This is a genomic window from Agarivorans sp. DSG3-1 (assembly GCF_046774965.1).
Classification (GTDB): domain Bacteria; phylum Pseudomonadota; class Gammaproteobacteria; order Enterobacterales; family Celerinatantimonadaceae; genus Agarivorans.
Genome location: NZ_CP177241.1, coordinates 252,077 through 272,980, shown reverse-complemented (window position 1 = coordinate 272,980; position 20,904 = coordinate 252,077). Strand labels below are relative to the sequence as shown.

Here is a 20,904-nt window from a genome sequence, read left to right as displayed (position 1 = left end):
TTATTTATTCGCCGTTTAGCGGCCTATTCGTCTAAGAAACTGCGTAGTTGCTCTGAACGAGAAGGGTGACGAAGCTTGCGAAGTGCTTTGGCTTCAATTTGACGAATACGCTCACGGGTTACGTCAAACTGTTTGCCTACTTCTTCAAGTGTATGGTCGGTGTTCATGCCAATACCAAAACGCATACGTAGTACTTTAGCTTCACGCGGGGTTAGGCCTGCTAGTACTTCTTGAGTGGCAAACTTAAGGTTCTCACCGGTCGCTGCGTCTACTGGCATCGACAAAGTGGTATCCTCAATAAAGTCACCTAAGTGCGAATCTTCATCATCACCAATAGGTGTTTCCATGGAGATTGGCTCTTTAGCAATTTTAAGTACCTTACGGATCTTGTCTTCAGGCATTAACATACGTTCAGCCAATTCTTCTGGAGTAGGCTCACGACCCATCTCTTGAAGCATTTGACGGCTAATACGGTTTAGCTTGTTAATCGTTTCAATCATGTGAACCGGGATACGAATAGTTCGTGCCTGGTCTGCAATTGAACGAGTGATTGCCTGACGGATCCACCAAGTAGCGTAAGTAGAGAATTTGTAACCACGACGGTATTCAAATTTATCTACGGCCTTCATCAGACCAATGTTACCTTCTTGGATAAGGTCTAAGAACTGCAAACCACGGTTGGTGTATTTCTTCGCAATAGAAATTACCAAACGTAAGTTAGCTTCAACCATTTCTTTCTTCGCACGGCGAGCTTTCGCTTCACCAATGCTCATACGGCGGTTGATGTCTTTAATGTTGTTAATGGTTAAGCCGGTTTCTTCTTCAACACTTTTCAGTTTGAAGATACAACGGCGAACTTCTTCGTCTACGGCCATTAACGCAGGAGCGTAGTCTTTGGCAGACGTTTTATGTTCGTTAAACCATGTTTCATTTGTTTCGTCTTTAGAGAAGGCTTTAACAAAAGTGCCTTTTGGCATTTTGCCTTGCTCAACACATAATTTAAGAATTAGGCGCTCTTGAGTACGAACTCGTTCCATCATGGTGCGCATGCTGGCAACAAGCTTATCAAACAGTTTTGGTACTAGGCGGAACGTGTGGAAAATTTCGCTTAGTTCAAAAATCTCTTTGGTGGCACGGGCAGACATTCGGCCGTGCTTTTCAATCGCTTTATGCGTTTTATCGTATTGGTCACGAAGGGTTTCGAAGCGCTCTTTCACCAATTCTGGGTCAAGACCTGTGTCTTCTTCTTCCTCGTCTTCATCTTCGTCTTCGTCTTCAAGATCTTTTTCTTCAAGCTCTGAACCGATGTGAGTAGCTGTAGGTGCTGCTTCGGCTACTTCGTCTTCGTCGATGAAACTGTTTACGATGTCGCTAATTTTTAGCTCTTCTGCTTGGTACTGGTCGTACATTTCAAGCAAGATAGAGATGGTTTCTGGATACTCAGAAACACTGCGTTGAACTTCGTTAATGCCTTCTTCAATACGTTTGGCGATGTCGATTTCGCCCTCACGAGTAAGCAGTTCAACGGTACCCATTTCACGCATGTACATACGTACTGGGTCGGTAGTTCGGCCTAATTCTGATTCTACCGTTGCAAGCGCTTGAGCCGCGGCTTCAGCTGCGTCTTCATCGGTAGTATTTTCCGCCAACAATAAGTCATCGGCATCGGGTGCATTTTCATGTACCTGGATACCCATGTCGTTGATCATTTGAATGATATCTTCAACTTGATCGGAATCTACGATATCAGCAGGTAAATGGTCATTTACCTCTGCATAAGTTAAATAGCCTTGCTCTTTACCTTTTGCGAGAAGGAGTTTGAGTTGAGACTGTGGGGTTTGTTCCATAGATGTCATCCGAAGTAGATTAAGCTAGCAAAACCATAAACGTAAGCGCTATAAGCGCAAACGAAGAATTATATCAAGTATGGGTTAAAATTTCTATATCAAGGGCATTTAACCAAAAACTTTTTGTTTATTACTTAGTCAGCCCATTTAAGGCTTTAATTCCACTACTAATTGCAGCATTTCACGTTTTTCTTCCACACTCAGTGTTCCGTTTAGTGATTTAACGTTGAGTTGGTCGTAACGCTGCAATAGTAATTTTTCGACAAAACTGGCAATAATATCTTGCAGCTCGTCTGGGTAACCTGATTCATCAATTTCTAAATTATAGCCAGCCAGCGCACTCAAGTGCTTTTGCTCTGGTTGGTCTCGCCAGCGTTCTAATAACTGGGCGGTAGTGATATCTGTTTTTTTGTGTATCTCGGCAATAATGGCCAATAGTAAGGGCATGCCCTTAATATTTACTTGCCTTAGTTGTTCAGGCGGCGGTAAGTCATTGGCGATAGCAGGGCGCTGCAAAATCATCGCAATGGCTTTTCGCATTGGCGTTAAGCTCATTTTAGCGGTGGCATTGGGCTTACTGCGCTCAGCTTGTTTTAGCTGCGCCAGTTCTTTTTCCAGTTGGCTACGAATCATTCGATTCTGGGTGGCCAATTCCGTCAGCAAGGTTTCTTTATAAAATGCTGCATTTACCTGCGAGATAAGCTCGTAAGCTCGAGAGGCTAAATGGCTTTTTCCTGCGTCGGTAGTAATGTCTATTTCTTGGCTTAAGCGTTCAAACAAGAATCGCGATAACGGCATCGCATCGCGCATGCGTTGCTCGAAGCCATCTTTGCCCTCTTGGCGTACCAAGGTGTCTGGGTCTTCACCATCGGGCAAAAACATAAACTTAAGTTCTACGTTGTCACGCAAATGAGGCAAGGCGTTTTCTAAGGCGCGCCATGCTGCATCGCGTCCTGCTCGGTCGCCGTCGTAACAACAAATAATTTGGCTACTGGTTCTAAACAGTGTTTGTAAATGCTCCGGCGTTGTTGAAGTACCTAGCGAAGCTACAGCGTAGTCAATATCAAATTGAGCTAACGAGACTACGTCCATATAGCCTTCAACCACCAGTATTTGTGGTATTTGCTTATGTGCTTGGCGAACTTCGTACAAGCCATATAGCTCGCGGCCTTTGTGAAATACGCTAGTTTCTGGCGAGTTTAAATACTTTGGTGTGCCATCACCAAATACTCGACCACCAAAGCCAATATAACGGCCGCGTTTATCCCGAATAGGAAACATAACGCGATCGCGAAAGCGATCGTAACGGCGGCCTTTGTCGTTTTCTATCGATAAGCCAGCATCAACCAATTGTTGGCTAGCTTGCTTAGAGCCGCCTAGTGCTTTTCCTAAGGCGTCCCATTCGTCGGGCGCATAACCAATAGAGAAGCGTTGAACCACTTCGCCACTTAGGCCGCGACTTTTTAAATAGTCGATCACTTGCTGCTTGTTGGGGTGAACCCGCAACTGCTGTTGAAAAAAGCGGCTAGCATGGCCAATAAGCTCGTATAAATCTTTACTGGCTTGGCGCTGTTGCTGGCTCTTGGCCTGATCAAACTTGCTGTTGTTGGTATTTTCCCGCTCTACTTCTACACCCATTTGGCTAGCGAGATCTTCAATGGCGTCAACAAACTCTAGTTTGTCGTACTCCATTAAAAAACTGATGGCATTGCCATGCGCGCCACAGCCAAAGCAGTGATAAAACTGTTTGTCTTGGCTTACGGTAAAAGAGGGGGATTTTTCATTATGAAAAGGGCAGCAAGCAGAATAGTTTTTTCCGGCTTTTTTAAGACGTACACGCTGATCGATAAGGCTAACAATATCGGTACGAGCCAATAAGTCATCGATAAACTGTTGCGGTATTCTTCCGGCCATTCACTACCATCTTCAGTATTACAAAAAACAAACAAGCCGTGAACTCAATGAGAACACGGCTTGTTCGAGTATCTAAGTGACGGGTTTAGGCTAGTTGTTTGCGAACAGCAGTACTAATAGCACCCATGTCTGCACGGCCTGTTACCTGAGGTTTCAGGATGCCCATCACTTTACCCATATCTTGCATTCCTGCAGCACCTGATTTGGCAATGGCGTCTTCAATTAACGAAGCCACTTCTTGCTCATTAAGCGCTTTAGGAAGGAACGTCTCCAAGATGTCTATCTCGGCGAGTTCTTTATCAGCTAAGTCTTGACGTTCAGCGGCCGAAAATTGTTCGGCTGCGTCTTTGCGTTGTTTTACTTGTTTAACAACAATGCTCAGTATTTGATCATCGTCTAAAGTAATGCGCTCATCAATTTCGACTTGCTTAACCGCCGCAAGCAACATGCGAAGTGTGCCAAGACGTAATTTGTCTTTGGCACGCATTGCTGCTTTTTGTTCGTCTTGTAGCGTTGCTTTTAATGACATAGGTTATTAAAAGCGCTTAGTACAAGCGAACGCGACGTGCGTTTTCACGAGCTAATTTCTTAGCGTGACGTTTAACAGCAGACGCTTTAGCACGTTTACGAGCTGTAGTTGGCTTCTCATAGAATTCGCGACGACGAACTTCAGAAAGAATGCCTGCTTTCTCGCAAGAGCGCTTGAAACGACGTAGAGCTACGTCAAATGGTTCGTTTTCACGTACTTTAACGATTGGCATATGCCTATCACCTTCCGGTTTATTAACGGCCGAACAAAAATCAGCCTGAGTGTTTAAAAATGGTGCGGAATTTTAAGCCGAACTAGGGGGCAATGTAAAGCCTATTTGTAATCCACTGGTGAAATAAGCTTCGAGCAAGTAAGATAGCTGCGATTTTAGGCCGGCTAAGTGGTTAATTTCTACAATACTTATGCCAGTAACCAAGCAGGAAAAGCAAGACTATGCGTGTACTAGGTATTGAAACATCGTGTGATGAAACCGGCGTGGCCATTTATGATGATCAGCAGGGCTTATTGGCAGATGTTCTATACAGTCAGGTAAAACTGCATGCCGATTACGGCGGTGTGGTGCCTGAGTTAGCCTCTCGTGACCATATTCGAAAAACCATTCCTCTTATCAAAGAAGCAATGGAACTTGCTAACTGTACGCCTGACGATATAGACGCGGTGACCTATACCGCGGGCCCTGGTTTAGTGGGCGCTTTGTTGGTGGGCTCTCTCACTGCGCGCAGTATTGCCATGGCGTGGGATAAACCAGCCGTACCGGTGCACCACATGGAAGGCCACTTGTTAGCGCCCATGTTGGAAGACAATCCGCCTGAGTTTCCTTTTTTAGCCTTGTTGGTATCGGGTGGGCATACTCTACTAGTAGAAGTAGACGGTATTGGTGAATATCAAATTCTAGGTGAGTCTATTGATGACGCTGCCGGTGAAGCCTTTGATAAAACAGCCAAGTTGCTGGGTTTAGATTATCCGGGTGGCCCTGCACTTAGCCGCATGGCAGAAAAAGGCACGCCGGGTCGTTATAAATTTCCAAGGCCAATGACCGACCGCCCAGGTTTAGATATGAGTTTTTCGGGCTTAAAAACCTTTGCTAAAAACACCATTGATGCGGAAGGAAAAGATGAGCAAACTCAAGCCGATATTGCCTTGGCTTTTCAGCAGGCCTTGGTTGAAACCCTCATCATTAAATGCCGCCGCGCGTTAAAGCAAACCGGTCTGAAACGCTTGGTGATAGCAGGTGGAGTGAGTGCAAACAAGTCTTTACGTGAACAGTTGGGCGAACTGCTTGAGTCTCGTGGTGGTAAAGTGTTCTATCCTCGACCTGAGTTTTGTACAGATAATGGCGCGATGATCGCTTACGCTGGTATGCAACGTTTTAAAGCAGGGCAAACCGAAGGTTTATCTGTTAAAGCGATGCCACGTTGGCCCTTAGATGAGTTGCCGGCCGCTAAACCCTTGTAGAGTTTACATCTATCAACAATAAAAAAGGCGCAGAATACAGCGCCTTTTTTATTGGTTGTTGTTCGCAAACATGACTTAGTCTTTATTAACCACTTTACTTTCAGTGTGATTGCGTAGACGGGAGATGTTGCTTTGGTGACGAATAATGATGAGGCAGGCTAACATAGCCACTGGTAGTGTATATTCAGGTTTAATTAGCCAAGTATAAAGAGGCGCTAAGCTGACGCTGATGATGGCCGCGAGAGACGAGTAGCCGCGTAATTTTAAAGTGATTAACCAAGTTATTACCAGCATTGCTGCTAGATCTAAACCAATAGGTAACACACCACCAAGCGCGGTAGCAACGCCTTTGCCCCCTTCAAAATGAAAAAAGATAGGGTACATATGGCCTAAACAAGCCGCTATGCCCACAAAGCCCAATACGATAGGAGCAAGGCCTGCGTAATAGCCTAACCACACTGGTAGCGTGCCTTTTAGTAAGTCACAAAACAGTACTAATCCTGCGGGAAGCTTTCCGCCTAAACGGTAAACGTTGGTTGCGCCGGGGTTATTAGAGCCATGCTGACGAGGGTCGGGTAGGCGGTAAATTCGGCAAATCAGTACAGCGCTGGAGATCGAACCCAGTAAATACGCTGCTGTGATAAAAAATAAACCGAGTAAACCCATTAGCTTAGAAGCATTCCACCCATTGCTGAATTGCGGTATTATCGCGCTCTTTCAAAGCTCAAATCATACGCTGTTTTTTTAGCTAAGGCTAATAAGCACGTTAACACTACAGCAGCCAAAAATTATGGATAAAGTATTTATTAATGATCTCACTGTACTCGCCACCATTGGCGCCTACGAGTGGGAAAAGCAAATCAAACAGAAGTTGTTAATTGATTTGGAAATGGCCTGGGATAATCGCCCGGCAGCCATGAGTGATGATTTGTCTCTCGCGCTCGACTATGCATCGGTAAGCCAAGCTGTGAGTGACTTAGTGACCCAGCAGCCACATGAGTTAGTGGAAACGGTAGCCGAAAAAGTGGCGGCGCTTATATTGAACAAATTTTCTGTTCCTTGGGTGAAAGTGACCATTAACAAGCCTGGTGCGGTGCCTTTTGCCAGTAATGTCGGTGTACAAATCGAGCGTAGCCAAGCGGATAGCTCTCAATAATGGCTGATATTTTTGTCGGGATTGGCAGTAATTTGGAGCGCGACCGTTATATTCGCCAAGGCGTTGAAGCGCTGCAGAAAAAGTTTGGTGAGCTTGAGTTAAGCCCGGTTTACGAAAGCCCAGCCTTAGGTTTTAGCGGTCCAGCCTTTTACAACTTGGTGGCCAAAATCTCTAGTCCTTTGTCTTTGTTGGCAGTATTTGATGCCATTAAACGGATTGAATTTGAGCACGGTAGAGCAATGGATGCGCAAAAGTACTCGTCACGCACCTTAGATATCGATATCCTCTTATATAACCAATTGGTGGTAGCTGCTCCCTGCGTGCTACCTAGAGCTGAGATTATAAAAAGTGCCTTTGTATTAAAACCGCTGGCAGATATAGCCGGAGATTTAGTACATCCAACACTTCATCAAACTTACACGCAACTATGGCAAGATTTTGATCATAGCAGCCAAGTTTTGACTCGGGTCGATTCTTTCAGTTTTTAATTTTTGTCAGCAAGGAACAATTAATGAGTACATTCGAAACCATTTTTTTGGCTTTGATCCAAGGTTTAACTGAGTTTCTCCCTATCTCTAGCTCGGCCCATTTAATCTTACCTTCGCAGATTTTTGGTTGGGACGATCAAGGTATTACCTTCGACGTAGCGGTGCATGTGGGAAGTTTGTTTGCGGTAATTTGCTACTTTCGAAAAGAAGTATGGGCAATGCTTAAAGCATGGCTGGGGTCGTTTGCCGGTAATCGCAGCCCAGAAGCTCTATTAGCTTGGTTAATTATTTTGGCCACCATTCCAGCGGTGGTATTTGGTGGTTTGTTTAAATCGTTGATTGAAGAGTACTTGCGCTCGGCTTACGTGATTGCGTCTACAACCATTATATTTGGTGCTTTGCTGTGGTGGGCAGACTCTCAGTCAAAACTGATAAAAGATGAATATCAGATAGGTTGGAAACAAGCCTTGTTTGTGGGTTTTGCTCAGGCTATTGCTATTATTCCGGGTACGTCACGCAGTGGTATCACCATTACTGCTGGCTTAATGCTGGGTTTAACCCGCGAAGCGGCAGCGCGTTTTTCCTTTTTAATGTCGATTCCGGTGATCGTTGGCGCTTGCGTATTGATGGCTAAGGATATGGCCGAAACGCCAGTGGATATCGATTGGTCGGCAATGTCACTAGGAATATTGGTGTCGTTTGTTAGCGCTTATTCTTGTATTCACTTGTTTATTAAGTGGGTGAACAAAGTAGGTATGAAGCCATTTGTTATTTACCGCTTAGCACTAGGTGTTGCGCTATTTGCCTTTTTAGCGCTTAGCTAAAAGCAAGTTTCTCAAAACGTAAAAAGCTAGCCAATGGGCTAGCTTTTTTTATTGCTTACGTTAGTTATTCGGCGAGGTAACGCAGCTTTTCTTGTTTAATCAGCGCAACGCGCTGCTGATGTAGTTGCTCTCTTATCTCTGCGCCTTGGTAGCCAGCTTTTATAATGGCTTGCACGTTTACGCTATTAGCCACTTCAAGTTGTTTCAGTAGGTAGTCGTAAGCAGGGTAGTCGTTATTCTCAAAACCTAAACGGCCGCGAATGTCTGCTACACCAGCTTCCAGTATTTGAGTAAAGCGTTCAGGCTTGCGCCAAGCATCGCAGCGATCAAACAGCTTTAGTACGGTTTCTGGGCGTAGTTCTAGCGCGCTATGAATGGTGATGTGATGCTCCGCCACTAACAGCGCAAGATCGCGGTAGTCGTTGGGTACTTTTATTCGCTGGCAAAAGGCTTTTATTAATTTAAGGCCTTTGGGGCCGTGGCCGGGGTGCGAAGGCAGTTTTTCTTGGGGCGTAAGTGCCTTACCATAGTCGTGGCAAAGTGCGGCAAAACGCACTTGATTACTGTAATCATGCTTGGCGCTTTGCTCTATCACCATCAGTGTATGAATACCGCTGTCTATCTCGGGATGCCATTTAGGGCTGGCGGGCACGCCAAACAAGTTTTGCAGCTCTGGGAATAATATCTCTAGGGCGTTGGCGGCTTGTAGTACTTCAAAAAAGACCTGCGGTGACTCGCTGTGCAGGGCTTTTTCTAGTTCCATCCAAATGCGCTCTGGGGTTAAAAAGTTCAGTTCTCCTGAGTCAGCAATTTCTCGCATTAGAACGAGAGTGTCTTCGGCAACGCTAAAGCCCAGGTGATAAAAGCGCGCGGCAAAGCGGGCTACCCGCAATACCCGTAGTGGGTCTTCCACAAAGGCTGGAGAAACATGGCGTAATAGCTTGGCGTGTAAATCAGCTTGGCCACCGTAAGGGTCTATTAACGCTCCACTTTCTGCACGAGCGATGGCATTTACGGTAAGGTCGCGACGTAATAGGTCGTCTTCAAGGGTAACGTCTTCGGCGAAGTAACAACTAAAGCCGGTATAGCCAGAGCCTTGCTTTCGTTCGGTGCGGGCAAGTGCGTATTCTTGCTGCGAATGAGGGTGTAAAAATACCGGGAAGTCTTTTCCTACCTGCTTGTAGCCAAGTTGCAGCATTTGCTCTGGGCTAGCTCCCACTACTACGTGGTCACGGTCTTTAATGGGTAAACCTAGTAGTTGATCTCGTACTGCTCCGCCGACTAAATAGGTTTCCACTTATCACTCCTCGTTAAACTCAGTGCACAAACGCCTTGCGAGGAGGTATTATACACCGATAAATGCCCAAAAGGCTTGGATTGCCACTTTAAGATAAAGTGCAAACCATAATCGGCGAAAGGATAGCGGTTAAATGTATTTGGATTATTTTGGCTTAAAGGAAAATCCCTTTTCGATTGCGCCAAACCCCGACTTCTTGTTTATGAGTGAGCGCCACAAAGAAGCACTGGCTCACTTGACCTTTGGTTTAGGAGAAACCGGCGGCTTTGTATTGTTAACAGGCGAAGTGGGGACCGGTAAAACCACGGTATCTCGTGCCTTGTTAAAACAAGTTCCCGACAATACCCAAGTGGCTTTAGTCTTAAATCCGAGTCTTACCGAGTTAGAGTTGCTAGCCACTGTATGCGATGAACTCAAAATTGACTACAACCATGACAACTTTACCCTAAAAAACTTTGGTGATGTGATTCGCCAGCGTTTACTCGAAAATCATTGGAATGGCGGCAACACTATGTTGCTGATTGACGAAGCTCAGCACCTTTCGGTAGAAGTGCTTGAGCAGCTTCGTTTGTTAACTAATTTTGAAACAGATACTCGTAAATTATTGCGAGTGGTGTTGATTGGCCAACCTGAGTTACAGCAAAAATTAAAACAACCAGAATTACGACAGCTAGCACAGCGTATTACCGCGCGTTACCACTTGTTACCACTAACCATAAACGAAGTAGAAGCATATATTCGCCATCGATTAATGGTTGCAGGTTGCCAACGACCTTTGTTTCCTACTGCTGTTGTTAATCATGTATTTAAAGCCGCTGAGGGTATTCCTAGGGTCATTAATTTATTATGTGACCGCGCATTACTGGCTACGTTTGCTCGTGATCAAATGCAAGTAGACAAAAGCGCATTAGAGCAAGCTATTCAAGAAACTGCGCTGTCTGAACCTGAGAAAAGCGTAAATACTAACTATTTGTATGTTGGGGCCGTATTGGGCTGCCTTGCTTTGGCCTTGGTGTTTTTATATCAGCAGTGGCCACGTTCTCAACCTGAGGTTGCCGTTGATAATGCCGTTGTAGAAGCGCCGCTTGAGCCTGTGGTTGCTAAACAAGAGCCAAAAGTTACGTTTGCCGATGTGGCTCCTGCTATTAGTAGCAATCAGGATCAGCTGCAAGAGTGGCAAGAGTTACGAAAAAGTAATACTTTGCCAGGAAACTCTTGGCAACTCCTACTGCGCGCTTGGGGTTACGATGTCGTGAGTGCCCAAGCGAATTGTAAATTGGTGCCAAGTTTAGATTTGAAATGCCTTAGCTTAAGTGGCGGAGAGCGCATATTACGCGGTATTAATTTACCTGCAGTGGTCGAGCTTGAAGATGGCGGTACGTATTTCTATGCTGTCATTCGCCATTGGGGGCCCAAAGTAGAATTATGGATAGGTGATCGTTCGTTAATGGTGACCGAACGATGGCTGAAGCGGCGTTGGAATGGCGAATTCCAAATACTATGGCAGCCACCAAGAGGCTATGACGGAATATTGAAACAAGGCAGTCAAGGTGATGCCGTATATTGGTTGGATCAAAGCTTGTCATTACTTCATGGGCAGCGGCCACGTAGAACGTACATATTTGACGGCGAATTAAGCCGCCAAGTACAACGTTTTCAACAGCAGCAGAGCTTGAACGCAGACGGTATTGCCGGTGTATTCACCTTACTGCGTTTAAATGAACAAATATATGTAGACCAACCACGTTTGCTGGAGTTGAACTAATGTCGAGTATACTAGACGCGCAGCGCCGCAATCAGCCTAATCAAGCAGTGGCATTAGTTGCTCCTCCGGCGGTTAGCTCTGCTTTACTGGTGGGTTTAAGTTCAGGTTTGTCGTTGGCACTTGCCGCTATTGCCTTTTTGCTATGGCAGCAATCTACCTCCGATACACTGGAAGCTGCTAGAGAGGCCGAGTTACAGCAAGTGATTAGCAAACCCGCGAAACCAACTGTTACTGTGGCTACCATTCCTGAGTTTGAGCTAGGCTTTGAGCTACGCCCTTTACCCAGCTCTGATGACTTAGAAAAAGTGGATTTGTTAGCGCTGCGCCAAGAGAAGTTTGAAGCGTTACTTGCGCACACGGAGTCACAACCTCAGATTCGATATCAACCGCTAGCGCAAACGCCAAAGCAGCCAGTGCAGCAAGCGGCATTGCCGGTTGAGGTAAGCAATCTTGAGCCTAAATCTGCACCGACACCTAAGCCCCAAGCAGAAAAACAAAGTACGACTGCTGCAGTGGCTAATCCCACTGCTGAGAAAAATGCTACTGAAAAAGGCCTAGAGCAGCGATTTGCTGCTGCAGTGCAGGCCACTAAGGTGCTTGCTTGGAAAGATGAAGCAGATCCTACCAATTACGATACGGCTCCAATGATGGGAGCGTTAGCACCAGAGGTGCAGGCGCTAATTCCATCGCTCACCTTTAACTCTCATGTATTTTCATCTGACCCGACGCGTCGTTACATCTCACTTAATGATGTAGAGCTTGCTGAGGGGGACTTTGTGACTAAGAATATCGAATTAGTTGCGATTCGTTTGGATGACATAGTGTTACGAGTAGCGGGTAATCTTTGCCGATTGAACGCGTTGTCTGATTGGGGATAGTCTCTTTGGTCTGCACAAAAAAAGCCGCTTAAGCGGCTTTTTTTGTACTTGGTCATTTTAGATTAAGTCGTTTTCAGTAATGAATGCCTAGATGTTTATTGCCTTTTAATTTCGGCCATCCCCACTTAGTTAACTTTTGTTCATCTTACGTCCATGCCCTGTTCATGCCCTAAGGCTTAGAATTTTGCTTAGCTTATCCTGAATGCTTTGTGTGCCTTAAGAGGGTGTTTGTTGCACTGGATTTTGACCGTGCGCAGATAAGTATCTGAGGAGTAGACAGAGCTTTTACTCATTCTGAAACTGCCAACGACGTTTTAAGAAGTAACGGGTTGTAGGGACTCTTTAGTATCGCAACGATAGCTATTCAGTCGGCTGCCACCATTTACACTTTATTCAGCGTTTGTTGTTAGTTTTTAGTGAATGGCTAATGACTAATGGACTGATATGAGGCCAAAACAATGAACAAACTATTAGTGTTATTACCTATATATTTCCTATCAAGCCTAGCGCTGGCAAATGACTACGTAGTGGGGACGCTGATCCCGGCAAAGAGCGTAATTGTGCGCAGCGAGCTTAGTGGGGTGGTAGATTCTTATCACGCAGACAATGGCGATACAGTAAGCCGTGAGCAGCCACTTTTGGCTTTGTCTACGGCAGATTACACGCTCAATGTCGCGTTAGCAAAGTACCAATTAGACGTTAGTGACGCAGAGTTAAAGGCACAAGAGAAGCAGTTAGTGCGTTATCAGTCACTGTTTAAAACGCAAGGTGTATCAGCCAGTGTTTTAGATGACCAGCTGCGTGTTACGGGAATTGGCCGAGCACAATTTAAAGTAAGTGAGACTCAATATAAAATTGCCCAGCGCACTCTAAGAAAATCAACACCTATCTCCCCTTTTGACGGCGTTGTTATTAGTAGGCATGTAGAGCTAGGGCAGTTTATTTCGGTGGGGGATCCTCTTTACACCGTCGCGGATATTGATCGTTTGAAGGTGCGTTTTTACTTGCTCGAGTTAGATTTCTTTAAATTTAGCAAAGGGGACAGGGTAAAGGTGGGTATCCCTTCGATCAATCAAAGCTTTGACGCTGAAGTGTCGTTTACCTCACCGGCCCTGCAAGGGAGTGAACCCGGTTTCTTAATTGAAGTGGTTCTCGATAACCACAATGCGCAATTGCATTCAGGCATGACTTCTCACATCTACTTTAATGAGGAGAGTGAAGAATGAGCCACTTTATGGAACTGTTATTCCAAAGAAAATTTGCTGCTAAGTTGTTAACACTAATAGTGATTAGCCTAGGAGCGTTTACAGCCTACCACTTACCATTAGCTGAGAAACCGCGGTTTGACATGGGCAAGGGCGATATTGTTACCGTGTATTCAGGGGCTAGTGCTCAAGACATTGAAAGCAATATCACCAGTAAAATTGAAAAAGAATTACTGTCTATTTCTGGTATCAAAGAGTTTACCTCGGTTTCTGAAACCGGTGTTTCTAGAGTAAGCCTAGAGCTAAACCCCAATGTCTCTGATCCCAATAGTGTTTATCAAGATATTCGAGATGCGCTTTCGCGCTTATCTGATTTACCGTTAGGTGTCACTGAAGGTCCCACGCTTAGTATTAAAAAGTCTTATAGCTTGGATTTCATGGTGGTAGGCATTTCAGGTGATGTTAGTTATGGCGAGCTGAGAAGCAAAGCAAAATCCCTTGAGCTAGAACTTAGAAAAATTGATGGGATTGGTGAGGTGTATCCCGTTGATTTGCGGGCGCCAGAATTTATCATTCAATTAGAGCCAATATCATTGAAACGTTATGGCCTAACCATTGACGAGGTTGCGTCGATTATTAGCGAGCGTAATGCGCTGATTAGTGGCGGACGACTAGAGCAACTTCAAAACAACCCGGAGTTAATGACAGAAGCAGAACTCAATAGCATCACTGCTCTACAAGATATGTTTATCTCCTTCAAACCCAAGCTCACACTTAACGATATTGCAGGCCTTATCGATAATGGCTTTGAGAAAGGAGAAGTATACGGCTCGATTAATGGCCATAAGAGTATTTTGTTTGATTTAAGAACAGATGAAGCGGCAGATGTGATTAAAACTTCCGCAGCGGTTAAGGTACTTTTAGATAAACAACAAGGACTTTTAGGTGAACAATATACGCTAGATGTTGGCTTTGATTTATCAGCCGATATCCAAGAGAAAGCCAATATTGTGCAAAACAATGGTTTATTGGGTCTTGCATTGGTACTCATAACTTTAGCCTTGTTTCTGGACCGCCGAATTGCATTTTGGGTGGCAGTATCCATTCCCGTTTGTATCTTTGGTACGTTAGCTCTACTCCCTTCATTTGGGCAAATTCTTGATGTGTTTACTTTGTCAGCATTGATATTGATTGTGGGTATTATTGTTGATGATGCGGTGGTGGTTAGCGATAGAATTATTGCGTTGGTTGAACAGGGACATTCGGTAAGTAAAGCGGTTAGTTTGGGAGTTAAAAGTGTTTTTCCTGCTTTGTTAGCCAGTATTCTTTCCACCATGATTGCATTTATACCGCTGCTGTTTTTACCTGGAAACAGTGGGAAACTGGTGTATGTGATCCCATTAACGGTGATTATAGCGCTTTGTTTTTCATTTATTGATGCGCTGTTTTTGCTTCCTGCTCATGTTAAAACCATCTTAAAAAATACGACTAAAATCGAAAATAAAAGCTGGGTGAAGCTAAGCGCATTGAATGCTTTCATCGCACTCGCAATTAAAAAACGTCAGCTTGTTTTACCCAGTATTGTGGTGCTTGTATTTAGCTTGGCGTTTCTGTCGTATAAAAATCTGAGTTTCTTATTTTTCCCAACTGATGGTGCCTACTTGATTGAGGTCAGCGTTGAAGCAGAGCCTGAGCTGGATTTAGATGATGTTTGGTTGCAAACCCAGCAGTTGGAAGCAATGTTTAAAGATACTGCCGAAGTATCGTATTGGTACGGTGAAGTGAGTTCGCCGAGCAGCTTTTGGGTTGTGACGCTAACACCTGCCAACTCTCGTTCCCGCACTGCAGAGCAGTTAGTGCAAGAATGGGAGAGTAACGCTGGAGGCATTGCTGGTTTAGCCCAGATTGAATTTGATATAGATGGCGGAGGACCACCAGTAGGGCGGCCTATTGATTTACGCGTGGTTGGTGGCAGCGACAGTGGCCGCGAACAACTAACAAACGAACTGGTCAGCTACCTTGAACAGATGGATGGGGTAACACGAGTTCGTCGGGATATTAATGAACCTGCACCGCAAATCCAAGCAGAGTTGCAGCACCGTTGGTTAAGCTACTACGGCATAAGCGCTAGTCAGGTTGGCGATGTTATTAAGTACGCGGTTGATGGGAAACGAGTAACACGTATCTTCAACGGAGAGGAGGAGGTGTATTTTCGACTTACCTTAGAAGATGATGACAAGCTGTTACCTGAATTAGATAACTTGATGCTTCGTGCAAGCTCAGGCCAGTTGGTTCCCTTAAACGAATTGGTGCGGTGGACATTTACCGATTCTCAGGCGCAAATAAAACACTTTGACGGCGAGCGAGTTGTTCGAGTTTCTGCTGGGGTTGATGCCAGCATCACTGATCCAGTCTCTGCTTTTAGCCAAATACAAGCCGAGTTCTCCAGTAAAAGCTACCAAGGCGCATCCATTGTTGCAACCGGACAAATTTTAGAAACTCAAGAAGCGCTGACCGGGTTTACTATCGCTATTTTGCTGGCCTTTGCCGGAATAGCTATCTTACTGCTGTTGCTGTTTGATAGCGTTGCCGAGTCGTTGATAGTGTTATCTGTAATACCTTTTGGGGTGGCAGGAGCGCTATTGATTTTAGTCATTCACAATCAAGTGCTTAGCTTTTTCTCCATTATTGGCATGATCGCGTTAATCGGAATTATGGTAAACAATAGCTTAGTGCTGATTTGGCATTTAAAAGATAAAGAGCAGCAGCTGTTGGAGCGTGGCTTAGTGGATTTTGTTATTGAAGGGACGCAAAGCCGAATTCGACCTATCACCTTAACCACAATTACCACAGTAGTAGGTCTAATCCCCCTTGCTTACGGTATTGGCGGTTATGATAACTACATGTCGCCGATGGCCTTAGTGGTTGGCTGGGGATGTATTATTTCGATGATAGTGACGCTAACCGTAGTTCCAAGTCTGTACCTTTGGTTTAAATCATTTGAAAAACGATAACCGGATTTAAGGCTTGTTTCGCAGAGGTACTCAATACTAGGTCAGGCGTTAATTAACAATAGTGCTGTGATATGGGGCGAGAGTTTGCCCAATGTAATGTAAATAAAAAAGGCGCTTTAAGCGCCTTTTTATTGGGTATCGATAAGAATTACATCCACTGATTATCGCGTTTTTTGCGACGTGGAATCATCGGCAGTAAAATACCTAGCACCAAACCGGCCGCCGCAACGCCAGCTCCACGCATAAACCATTGCATTTGCACGGCTTCATCTTTGGTGTCTAGCTCATGCTGTATGGCAGCATTTTGATTAGTGATTTGATTCAACTGTTCGTTCAACTGGTCATTGTTTACTTGTAGTTGCTCAATCTGCTGCTGTTGAGTCTCGATTTGCTGAACACGCTCAGATGACGCATTTCCGCTGTCTTCTAACTGTTGCTTACGCGCGGTTTCACTTTTCTCTAATTGGGTTTTTATTTGCTCTAGTTGATTAGCAAGGCCAGGGGAACGGTTTAGGTATTTAGCTTCTACCCAACCTTCACGGCCGCCTTCCAATACAATTTTGGCGTATTTATTCTCTGCGTTGTAATCAGTTTGGTTAATTTTAGTACCCGCGTTAACACTGCCTACAATGCGAAACTGGTTGCTAGGACCCGCATGCATGAAAACGTATAAATCATCTGAAATGTAGCGAGTTTGTGCGATAGCAGGAAAGGTGAGGGCAAGCGATAAAAATGCAGCAGATAAAGTTCTTACAATCACGGCGTATCTCTTCGAGTTAGATAGTATTCGCCGTTAGTGTACGAAACAACGTTGCTAGTCTCAACCAGCAACGCTGTTAATGTGAGTAAAGTTAACTAGTTTTAGGGCTTATGAGCCAAAAATAGCCAACAATATGTAGTAGAACACGATAGATAGTGCTGCACCTGCAGGTAGTGTAACCACCCAAGATATTACAATACTACGTACTACACCCAGGTTAAGTGCAGCAATGCCTCGTGCCATGCCTACACCTAATACTGCACCCACAAGGGTTTGAGTAGTAGAAATAGGTAAGCCCGTGCCTGATGCCACAACAACGGTGGTGGCAGCAGCAAGTTCTGCAGCAAAACCACGGCTCGGTGTTAAGTGAGTAATGCCTTTACCAATGGTGGCAATTACGCGGCTACCAAATAAGGCTAAACCGGCCACAATACCTAAGCCACCCAGTGGTAAAATCCACCAAGCCAAGGCTGCTTTAGCGCCAATTTCACCGTTGTTGCTTACCACGCTTACTACAGCCGCCAAAGGACCAATAGCGTTGGCTACGTCGTTTGAACCATGCGCAAACGCCATACAACAAGCAGTAATGACCATCAGTACCGCAAACACTTTTTCTACGTTGGTGTAGTGCATTTGACGATCAGCTTTAGGATCTGTTTTTAAGCGACTAATGATGACTTTACCGATAATCGCTACCACTAATCCAATCACTACTGCCCAAACGTAACCTTCAACACTGCTCATTTCTAAGCCAATGTGCTTAAGGCCTTTTTTGATCGTTACCAATGCCATCATAAAGCCAGCTAAGAACATGTAACCTGGTACATAGCGTTTAGCAGCGTCTAGTGGATTTTCATTATCAAAAATAAGCTTTTGTGCACTGACAAAGATTAAATAGGCGAAGACGCCGGAGATGGCTGGAGTGATAACCCAACTACCAACAATGCCGCCAACTTTAGCCCATTCAACCGCTTCTGTGCCCACGCCTACAGCAGCAAAACCAACAATGGCGCCAATGATAGAGTGAGTAGTTGAAACTGGCCAACCGTTGTAAGACGCAATGAGTAACCAAGTACCTGCTGCTAACAACGCAGCGATCATACCGAATACTAATAGCTCAGGCGTGTTTACAAACGCACCTGAATCAATGATACCTTTACGTACCGTATTTGTTACCGCACCGCCGGCCAAGTAGGCTCCAGCGAATTCAAAGATCATTGCGATAATAATCGCTTGTTTGATGGTAATAGCGTTTGAGCCAACCGATGTACCCATAGCGTTAGCTACATCGTTAGCACCAATACCCCACGCCATTACAAAGCCAAACACGGCAGCAATGATGATTAACGTAGTGCCATAAGTTGCAAGAATTTCCATTGGAGTTACCTAGTAATTTTTGTTAGCGATAAATCATCAGTTCTAAGCGCGCGCCAACACGCTGCGCTTGGTCGGCCAATTCGCCGATAGCTTCAATGATGAAATAAAGGAACATTGCGTCGATAGGATCTAGTTTTTTTTCTATCTTTTGTAATTTACGACGAATTTTGATTTGCTGCGCGTCGGTATCGTCTTCGATAACATCGAGTTCGTGTACCATCTTTTTCACTAAATCTACTTCACGGCCTCTAAAGCCTGTTTCAAGTAAATCTTCTAGCTCGTTAATCGCATCTTTAGCTTTGCCGGTTGCTTCTAAACAACGTGCTAAATAAGCCATAAACATTTCAGCCAGTTTCGGCGGTAACTCCATTTTACGACCTAACATACGGCCAGAAATATCTTTCGCTTTATTGGCAATTCTATCTTGGTGGGTAAGCAACTCTAATACGTCAGAACGTTCGATTGGCATAAAAATGCCGCCCGGTAAGTTCAAACGAATTTCGCGCTTCATGCGATCAGCTTCTTTTTCTAAGTTGGAAATGTCTCTGCGGCGCTTGGCTGCAGTCTTCCAATCTTTATCAAGTACAGCTTCGAAAAATGGCACTAACACTTCACAGCATTCGTGCACTACATTGATATGCTCTTCTAGTGGTTTAATTGGCGATTTTGCAAACAAACCTAGAATTGTATTTCCGGACATAATCTGTGTTCCAATTAGCTATGCAAGGGATATATTTTTTGCGAGGCGCATGGTAACGTAGCCGAGTTTAGTTGCAAGCATTTATCTTATAATTTGTTGCTTTTAACTTGAGCTATATCAAAGGTTTTATATGCGTACTGAACAGAGGGAGCAGGTCGCTGCATCAGCAAACATGGATAAACCATGAACAATGAAATTGAAATCAAGCTCTTAGCTACGCCTCAATGCGCGTCAGTCTTACTCGCTCGGCTAAATCAGTATAGTGTGCTGCAAACCGAAGTGAAAACTCTCACCAGTGTTTATTTTGATACTGCCGACCATCAATTGATGCGTTGGGGTATGGGTTTGCGTATTCGCAGTGGCGATGGCGACAACGTACAAACCATTAAAACTGACGGTTTAGCGCTAGGTGGCTTACATCAGCGGCCAGAATACAACTGCGTAATTAACGCTAATAAGCCGCAACTCGCCTTGTTTGAACAAGTTGAATGGCCCGCTGGCACTGACCTCTCTCATATCGATACTCAGCTTTCCCCTCTATTTACTACAACTTTCGACAGGCAAACTTGGCTGGTAGATTTAGCCAACGATACCTTAATTGAAGTGGCTTTTGATCAGGGTGCTTTAACCGCCAGTGCTGAGCAAGAAGCCATTTGTGAAATTGAACTGGAGCTAGTGAAAGGGGATGTTAGCCAGTTATTTGAGTTGGCCAGCGACATCGCATCTATTGAAGGGCTGCGTTTAGCTAACATTAGTAAAGCGCAGCGCGGATATATGTTGGCCATGGCGCACCGCGATAAAGTAAAACCGCTAACGGCTGTAAAAATCAGTGACGCTGAAAATAGTGCTGAGTGTTTAACCCGTATTTTCAGGTCTGCTCTGGCTCATTGGCAGTATCATGAACAGATGTTTGTTGAACAGCGCAGCTTTGCGGCACTTGAGCAAGTTTCATTATCAGTACAAATGCTGTTTCAAGCTTGCAAAATGTTTAACGAGTTAGCGCTGGTAGAATGCTCTTGGCTTAAAGAGTTACGTTGGTTACGCCAGCAGCTATCTTGGCTTAATCAAGCCTCTAGTTTAAGCAAGCTCACCGCCGAGCGTGGCGCGTTTATTAAGAAGTTACCGCAGCAACGTTCTTTACTTAAATCTTTGCAAAAACAACAATTGGCATTACCACAACCAGACGACGTGATTACGCTCATTCACAGCGGACGATACTGTAGTTTAATGTTAAAAATTACCCGTTGGTTGTATCAAGCTAAGTGGCAACATCATAAGCCGTTGCAAACTCACAACATGCAGCAGCTCGCTCAAGGTATGTTGCAAACCAGCTGGGATTATTTGCAACAGTCTGCGTTAGCGCAGCAGCAAGTGGATGCGGATATCTATATTAAACAAGCTACCAAGCTAAGGCGTAACCTATTGGTTGGCATGTGTGTAGGGGAGCTGTTTGATCAAGAGCTACGTGAAGAATTTAGGCTGCCTTGGGTGGATATTTTGTCTGGTATTGAAGAGTTAAGTTTGTTTAAACCTTTGCGCGAAATGCTGCCACAGCTAGACATTGAACAACAGCAACCTATTGAGAAATGGGTTCACCGTAAAGAACAGTCTCTATTAAATGCCTTAGAGTTCTCTCGCCAACAAGCGTTGCAACAAGCTGTGTATTGGTAGCTT

Annotated in this window: 18 protein-coding genes; 9 read left to right on the top strand and 9 right to left on the bottom strand. The window is 44.7% G+C overall.

All coding sequences use genetic code 11. From position 1 onward, the window contains the following. Positions 1-23 precede the first annotated feature (23 nt). The 4 genes from rpoD to rpsU form a co-directional block, all read right to left on the bottom strand. Positions 24-1,847: an RNA polymerase sigma factor RpoD gene (gene rpoD / locus ACLD71_RS01270; protein ID WP_137675402.1), complete on the bottom strand. Its 1,824-nt coding sequence runs from the start codon at positions 1,845-1,847 to the stop codon at positions 24-26. Between the two features lie 147 nt (positions 1,848-1,994). Continuing rightward, on the bottom strand, positions 1,995-3,761 hold the full coding sequence (gene dnaG, locus ACLD71_RS01265) for a DNA primase (RefSeq protein WP_411992528.1): 1,767 nt from the start codon (positions 3,759-3,761) through the stop codon (positions 1,995-1,997). 85 nt (positions 3,762-3,846) lie between these two features. Beyond that, on the bottom strand, positions 3,847-4,290 hold the full coding sequence (locus ACLD71_RS01260) for a GatB/YqeY domain-containing protein (RefSeq protein ID WP_137675400.1): 444 nt from the start codon (positions 4,288-4,290) through the stop codon (positions 3,847-3,849). 16 nt (positions 4,291-4,306) lie between these two features. Next, positions 4,307-4,522, bottom strand: coding sequence for a 30S ribosomal protein S21 (rpsU, locus tag ACLD71_RS01255; RefSeq protein ID WP_016403353.1), 216 nt, complete (start codon positions 4,520-4,522; stop codon positions 4,307-4,309). A 221-nt stretch (positions 4,523-4,743) separates the two neighbouring features. On the opposite strand from rpsU, the gene tsaD reads away from it, so the two are divergent. Further along, positions 4,744-5,766 (top strand): tRNA (adenosine(37)-N6)-threonylcarbamoyltransferase complex transferase subunit TsaD, encoded by a 1,023-nt coding sequence (gene tsaD / locus ACLD71_RS01250; RefSeq protein WP_411992525.1) that lies wholly within the window; start codon positions 4,744-4,746, stop codon positions 5,764-5,766. Positions 5,767-5,841: 75 nt separating this feature from the next. On the opposite strand, the gene plsY is transcribed toward tsaD, so the two are convergent. Continuing rightward, complete coding sequence (gene plsY, locus ACLD71_RS01245) at positions 5,842-6,432, bottom strand: glycerol-3-phosphate 1-O-acyltransferase PlsY (RefSeq protein ID WP_137674291.1); 591 nt, start codon at positions 6,430-6,432, stop codon at positions 5,842-5,844. A 124-nt stretch (positions 6,433-6,556) separates the two neighbouring features. Between plsY and folB the strand changes: the two genes are divergently transcribed. From folB to ACLD71_RS01230, 3 genes are read left to right on the top strand one after another with little or no spacing between them, the layout of a single operon-like run. After that, positions 6,557-6,922: a dihydroneopterin aldolase gene (folB, locus tag ACLD71_RS01240; protein WP_411992523.1), complete on the top strand. Its 366-nt coding sequence runs from the start codon at positions 6,557-6,559 to the stop codon at positions 6,920-6,922. After that, positions 6,922-7,410, top strand: a complete 489-nt coding sequence (folK, locus tag ACLD71_RS01235; RefSeq protein WP_411992521.1) for a 2-amino-4-hydroxy-6-hydroxymethyldihydropteridine diphosphokinase — start codon at positions 6,922-6,924, stop codon at positions 7,408-7,410. The genes folB and folK overlap by 1 nt, the downstream gene beginning before the upstream one ends. Before the next feature lie 23 nt (positions 7,411-7,433). Further along, on the top strand, positions 7,434-8,234 hold the full coding sequence (locus ACLD71_RS01230) for an undecaprenyl-diphosphate phosphatase (protein ID WP_137674288.1): 801 nt from the start codon (positions 7,434-7,436) through the stop codon (positions 8,232-8,234). A 64-nt stretch (positions 8,235-8,298) separates the two neighbouring features. Here the strand turns inward: ACLD71_RS01230 and ACLD71_RS01225 are convergent, their stop codons facing one another. Next, complete coding sequence (locus ACLD71_RS01225) at positions 8,299-9,531, bottom strand: multifunctional CCA addition/repair protein (protein ID WP_411992519.1); 1,233 nt, start codon at positions 9,529-9,531, stop codon at positions 8,299-8,301. A 133-nt stretch (positions 9,532-9,664) separates the two neighbouring features. On the opposite strand from ACLD71_RS01225, the gene ACLD71_RS01220 reads away from it, so the two are divergent. The 4 genes from ACLD71_RS01220 to ACLD71_RS01205 all read left to right on the top strand — a co-directional run bounded on the left by ACLD71_RS01220 (position 9,665) and on the right by ACLD71_RS01205 (position 16,393). Further along, a complete protein-coding gene (locus ACLD71_RS01220) occupies positions 9,665-11,296 on the top strand; it encodes an ExeA family protein (RefSeq protein ID WP_137674286.1) in 1,632 nt (543 codons plus the stop codon). After that, positions 11,296-12,174 carry a general secretion pathway protein GspB gene (locus tag ACLD71_RS01215; protein ID WP_411992517.1) on the top strand — a complete coding sequence of 293 codons (879 nt, stop codon included), beginning with the start codon at positions 11,296-11,298 and terminating at the stop codon, positions 12,172-12,174. Before ACLD71_RS01220 ends, ACLD71_RS01215 begins: the two co-directional genes overlap by 1 nt. A gap of 458 nt (positions 12,175-12,632) precedes the next feature. Beyond that, positions 12,633-13,400 carry an efflux RND transporter periplasmic adaptor subunit gene (locus ACLD71_RS01210; protein WP_411992515.1) on the top strand — a complete coding sequence of 256 codons (768 nt, stop codon included), beginning with the start codon at positions 12,633-12,635 and terminating at the stop codon, positions 13,398-13,400. After that, a complete protein-coding gene (locus tag ACLD71_RS01205; RefSeq protein WP_411992513.1) occupies positions 13,397-16,393 on the top strand; it encodes an efflux RND transporter permease subunit in 2,997 nt (998 codons plus the stop codon). Before ACLD71_RS01210 ends, ACLD71_RS01205 begins: the two co-directional genes overlap by 4 nt. A 148-nt stretch (positions 16,394-16,541) precedes the next feature. Here ACLD71_RS01205 and ACLD71_RS01200 read toward each other — a convergent pair whose 3' ends face one another. From ACLD71_RS01200 to ACLD71_RS01190, 3 genes are all read right to left on the bottom strand, one after another. Next, on the bottom strand, positions 16,542-17,153 hold the full coding sequence (locus ACLD71_RS01200; RefSeq protein ID WP_137674282.1) for a TIGR04211 family SH3 domain-containing protein: 612 nt from the start codon (positions 17,151-17,153) through the stop codon (positions 16,542-16,544). Between the two features lie 108 nt (positions 17,154-17,261). Then, positions 17,262-18,530: an inorganic phosphate transporter gene (locus ACLD71_RS01195; protein WP_137674281.1), complete on the bottom strand. Its 1,269-nt coding sequence runs from the start codon at positions 18,528-18,530 to the stop codon at positions 17,262-17,264. 22 nt (positions 18,531-18,552) lie between these two features. After that, positions 18,553-19,230 (bottom strand): TIGR00153 family protein, encoded by a 678-nt coding sequence (locus ACLD71_RS01190; RefSeq protein WP_137674280.1) that lies wholly within the window; start codon positions 19,228-19,230, stop codon positions 18,553-18,555. A gap of 183 nt (positions 19,231-19,413) precedes the next feature. Between ACLD71_RS01190 and ACLD71_RS01185 the strand changes: the two genes are divergently transcribed. Next, the gene (locus ACLD71_RS01185) at positions 19,414-20,901 is read left to right on the top strand and encodes a CYTH domain-containing protein (protein ID WP_411992510.1); all 1,488 of its coding nucleotides are present in this window, start codon (positions 19,414-19,416) and stop codon (positions 20,899-20,901) included. Positions 20,902-20,904: the final 3 nt, after the last annotated feature.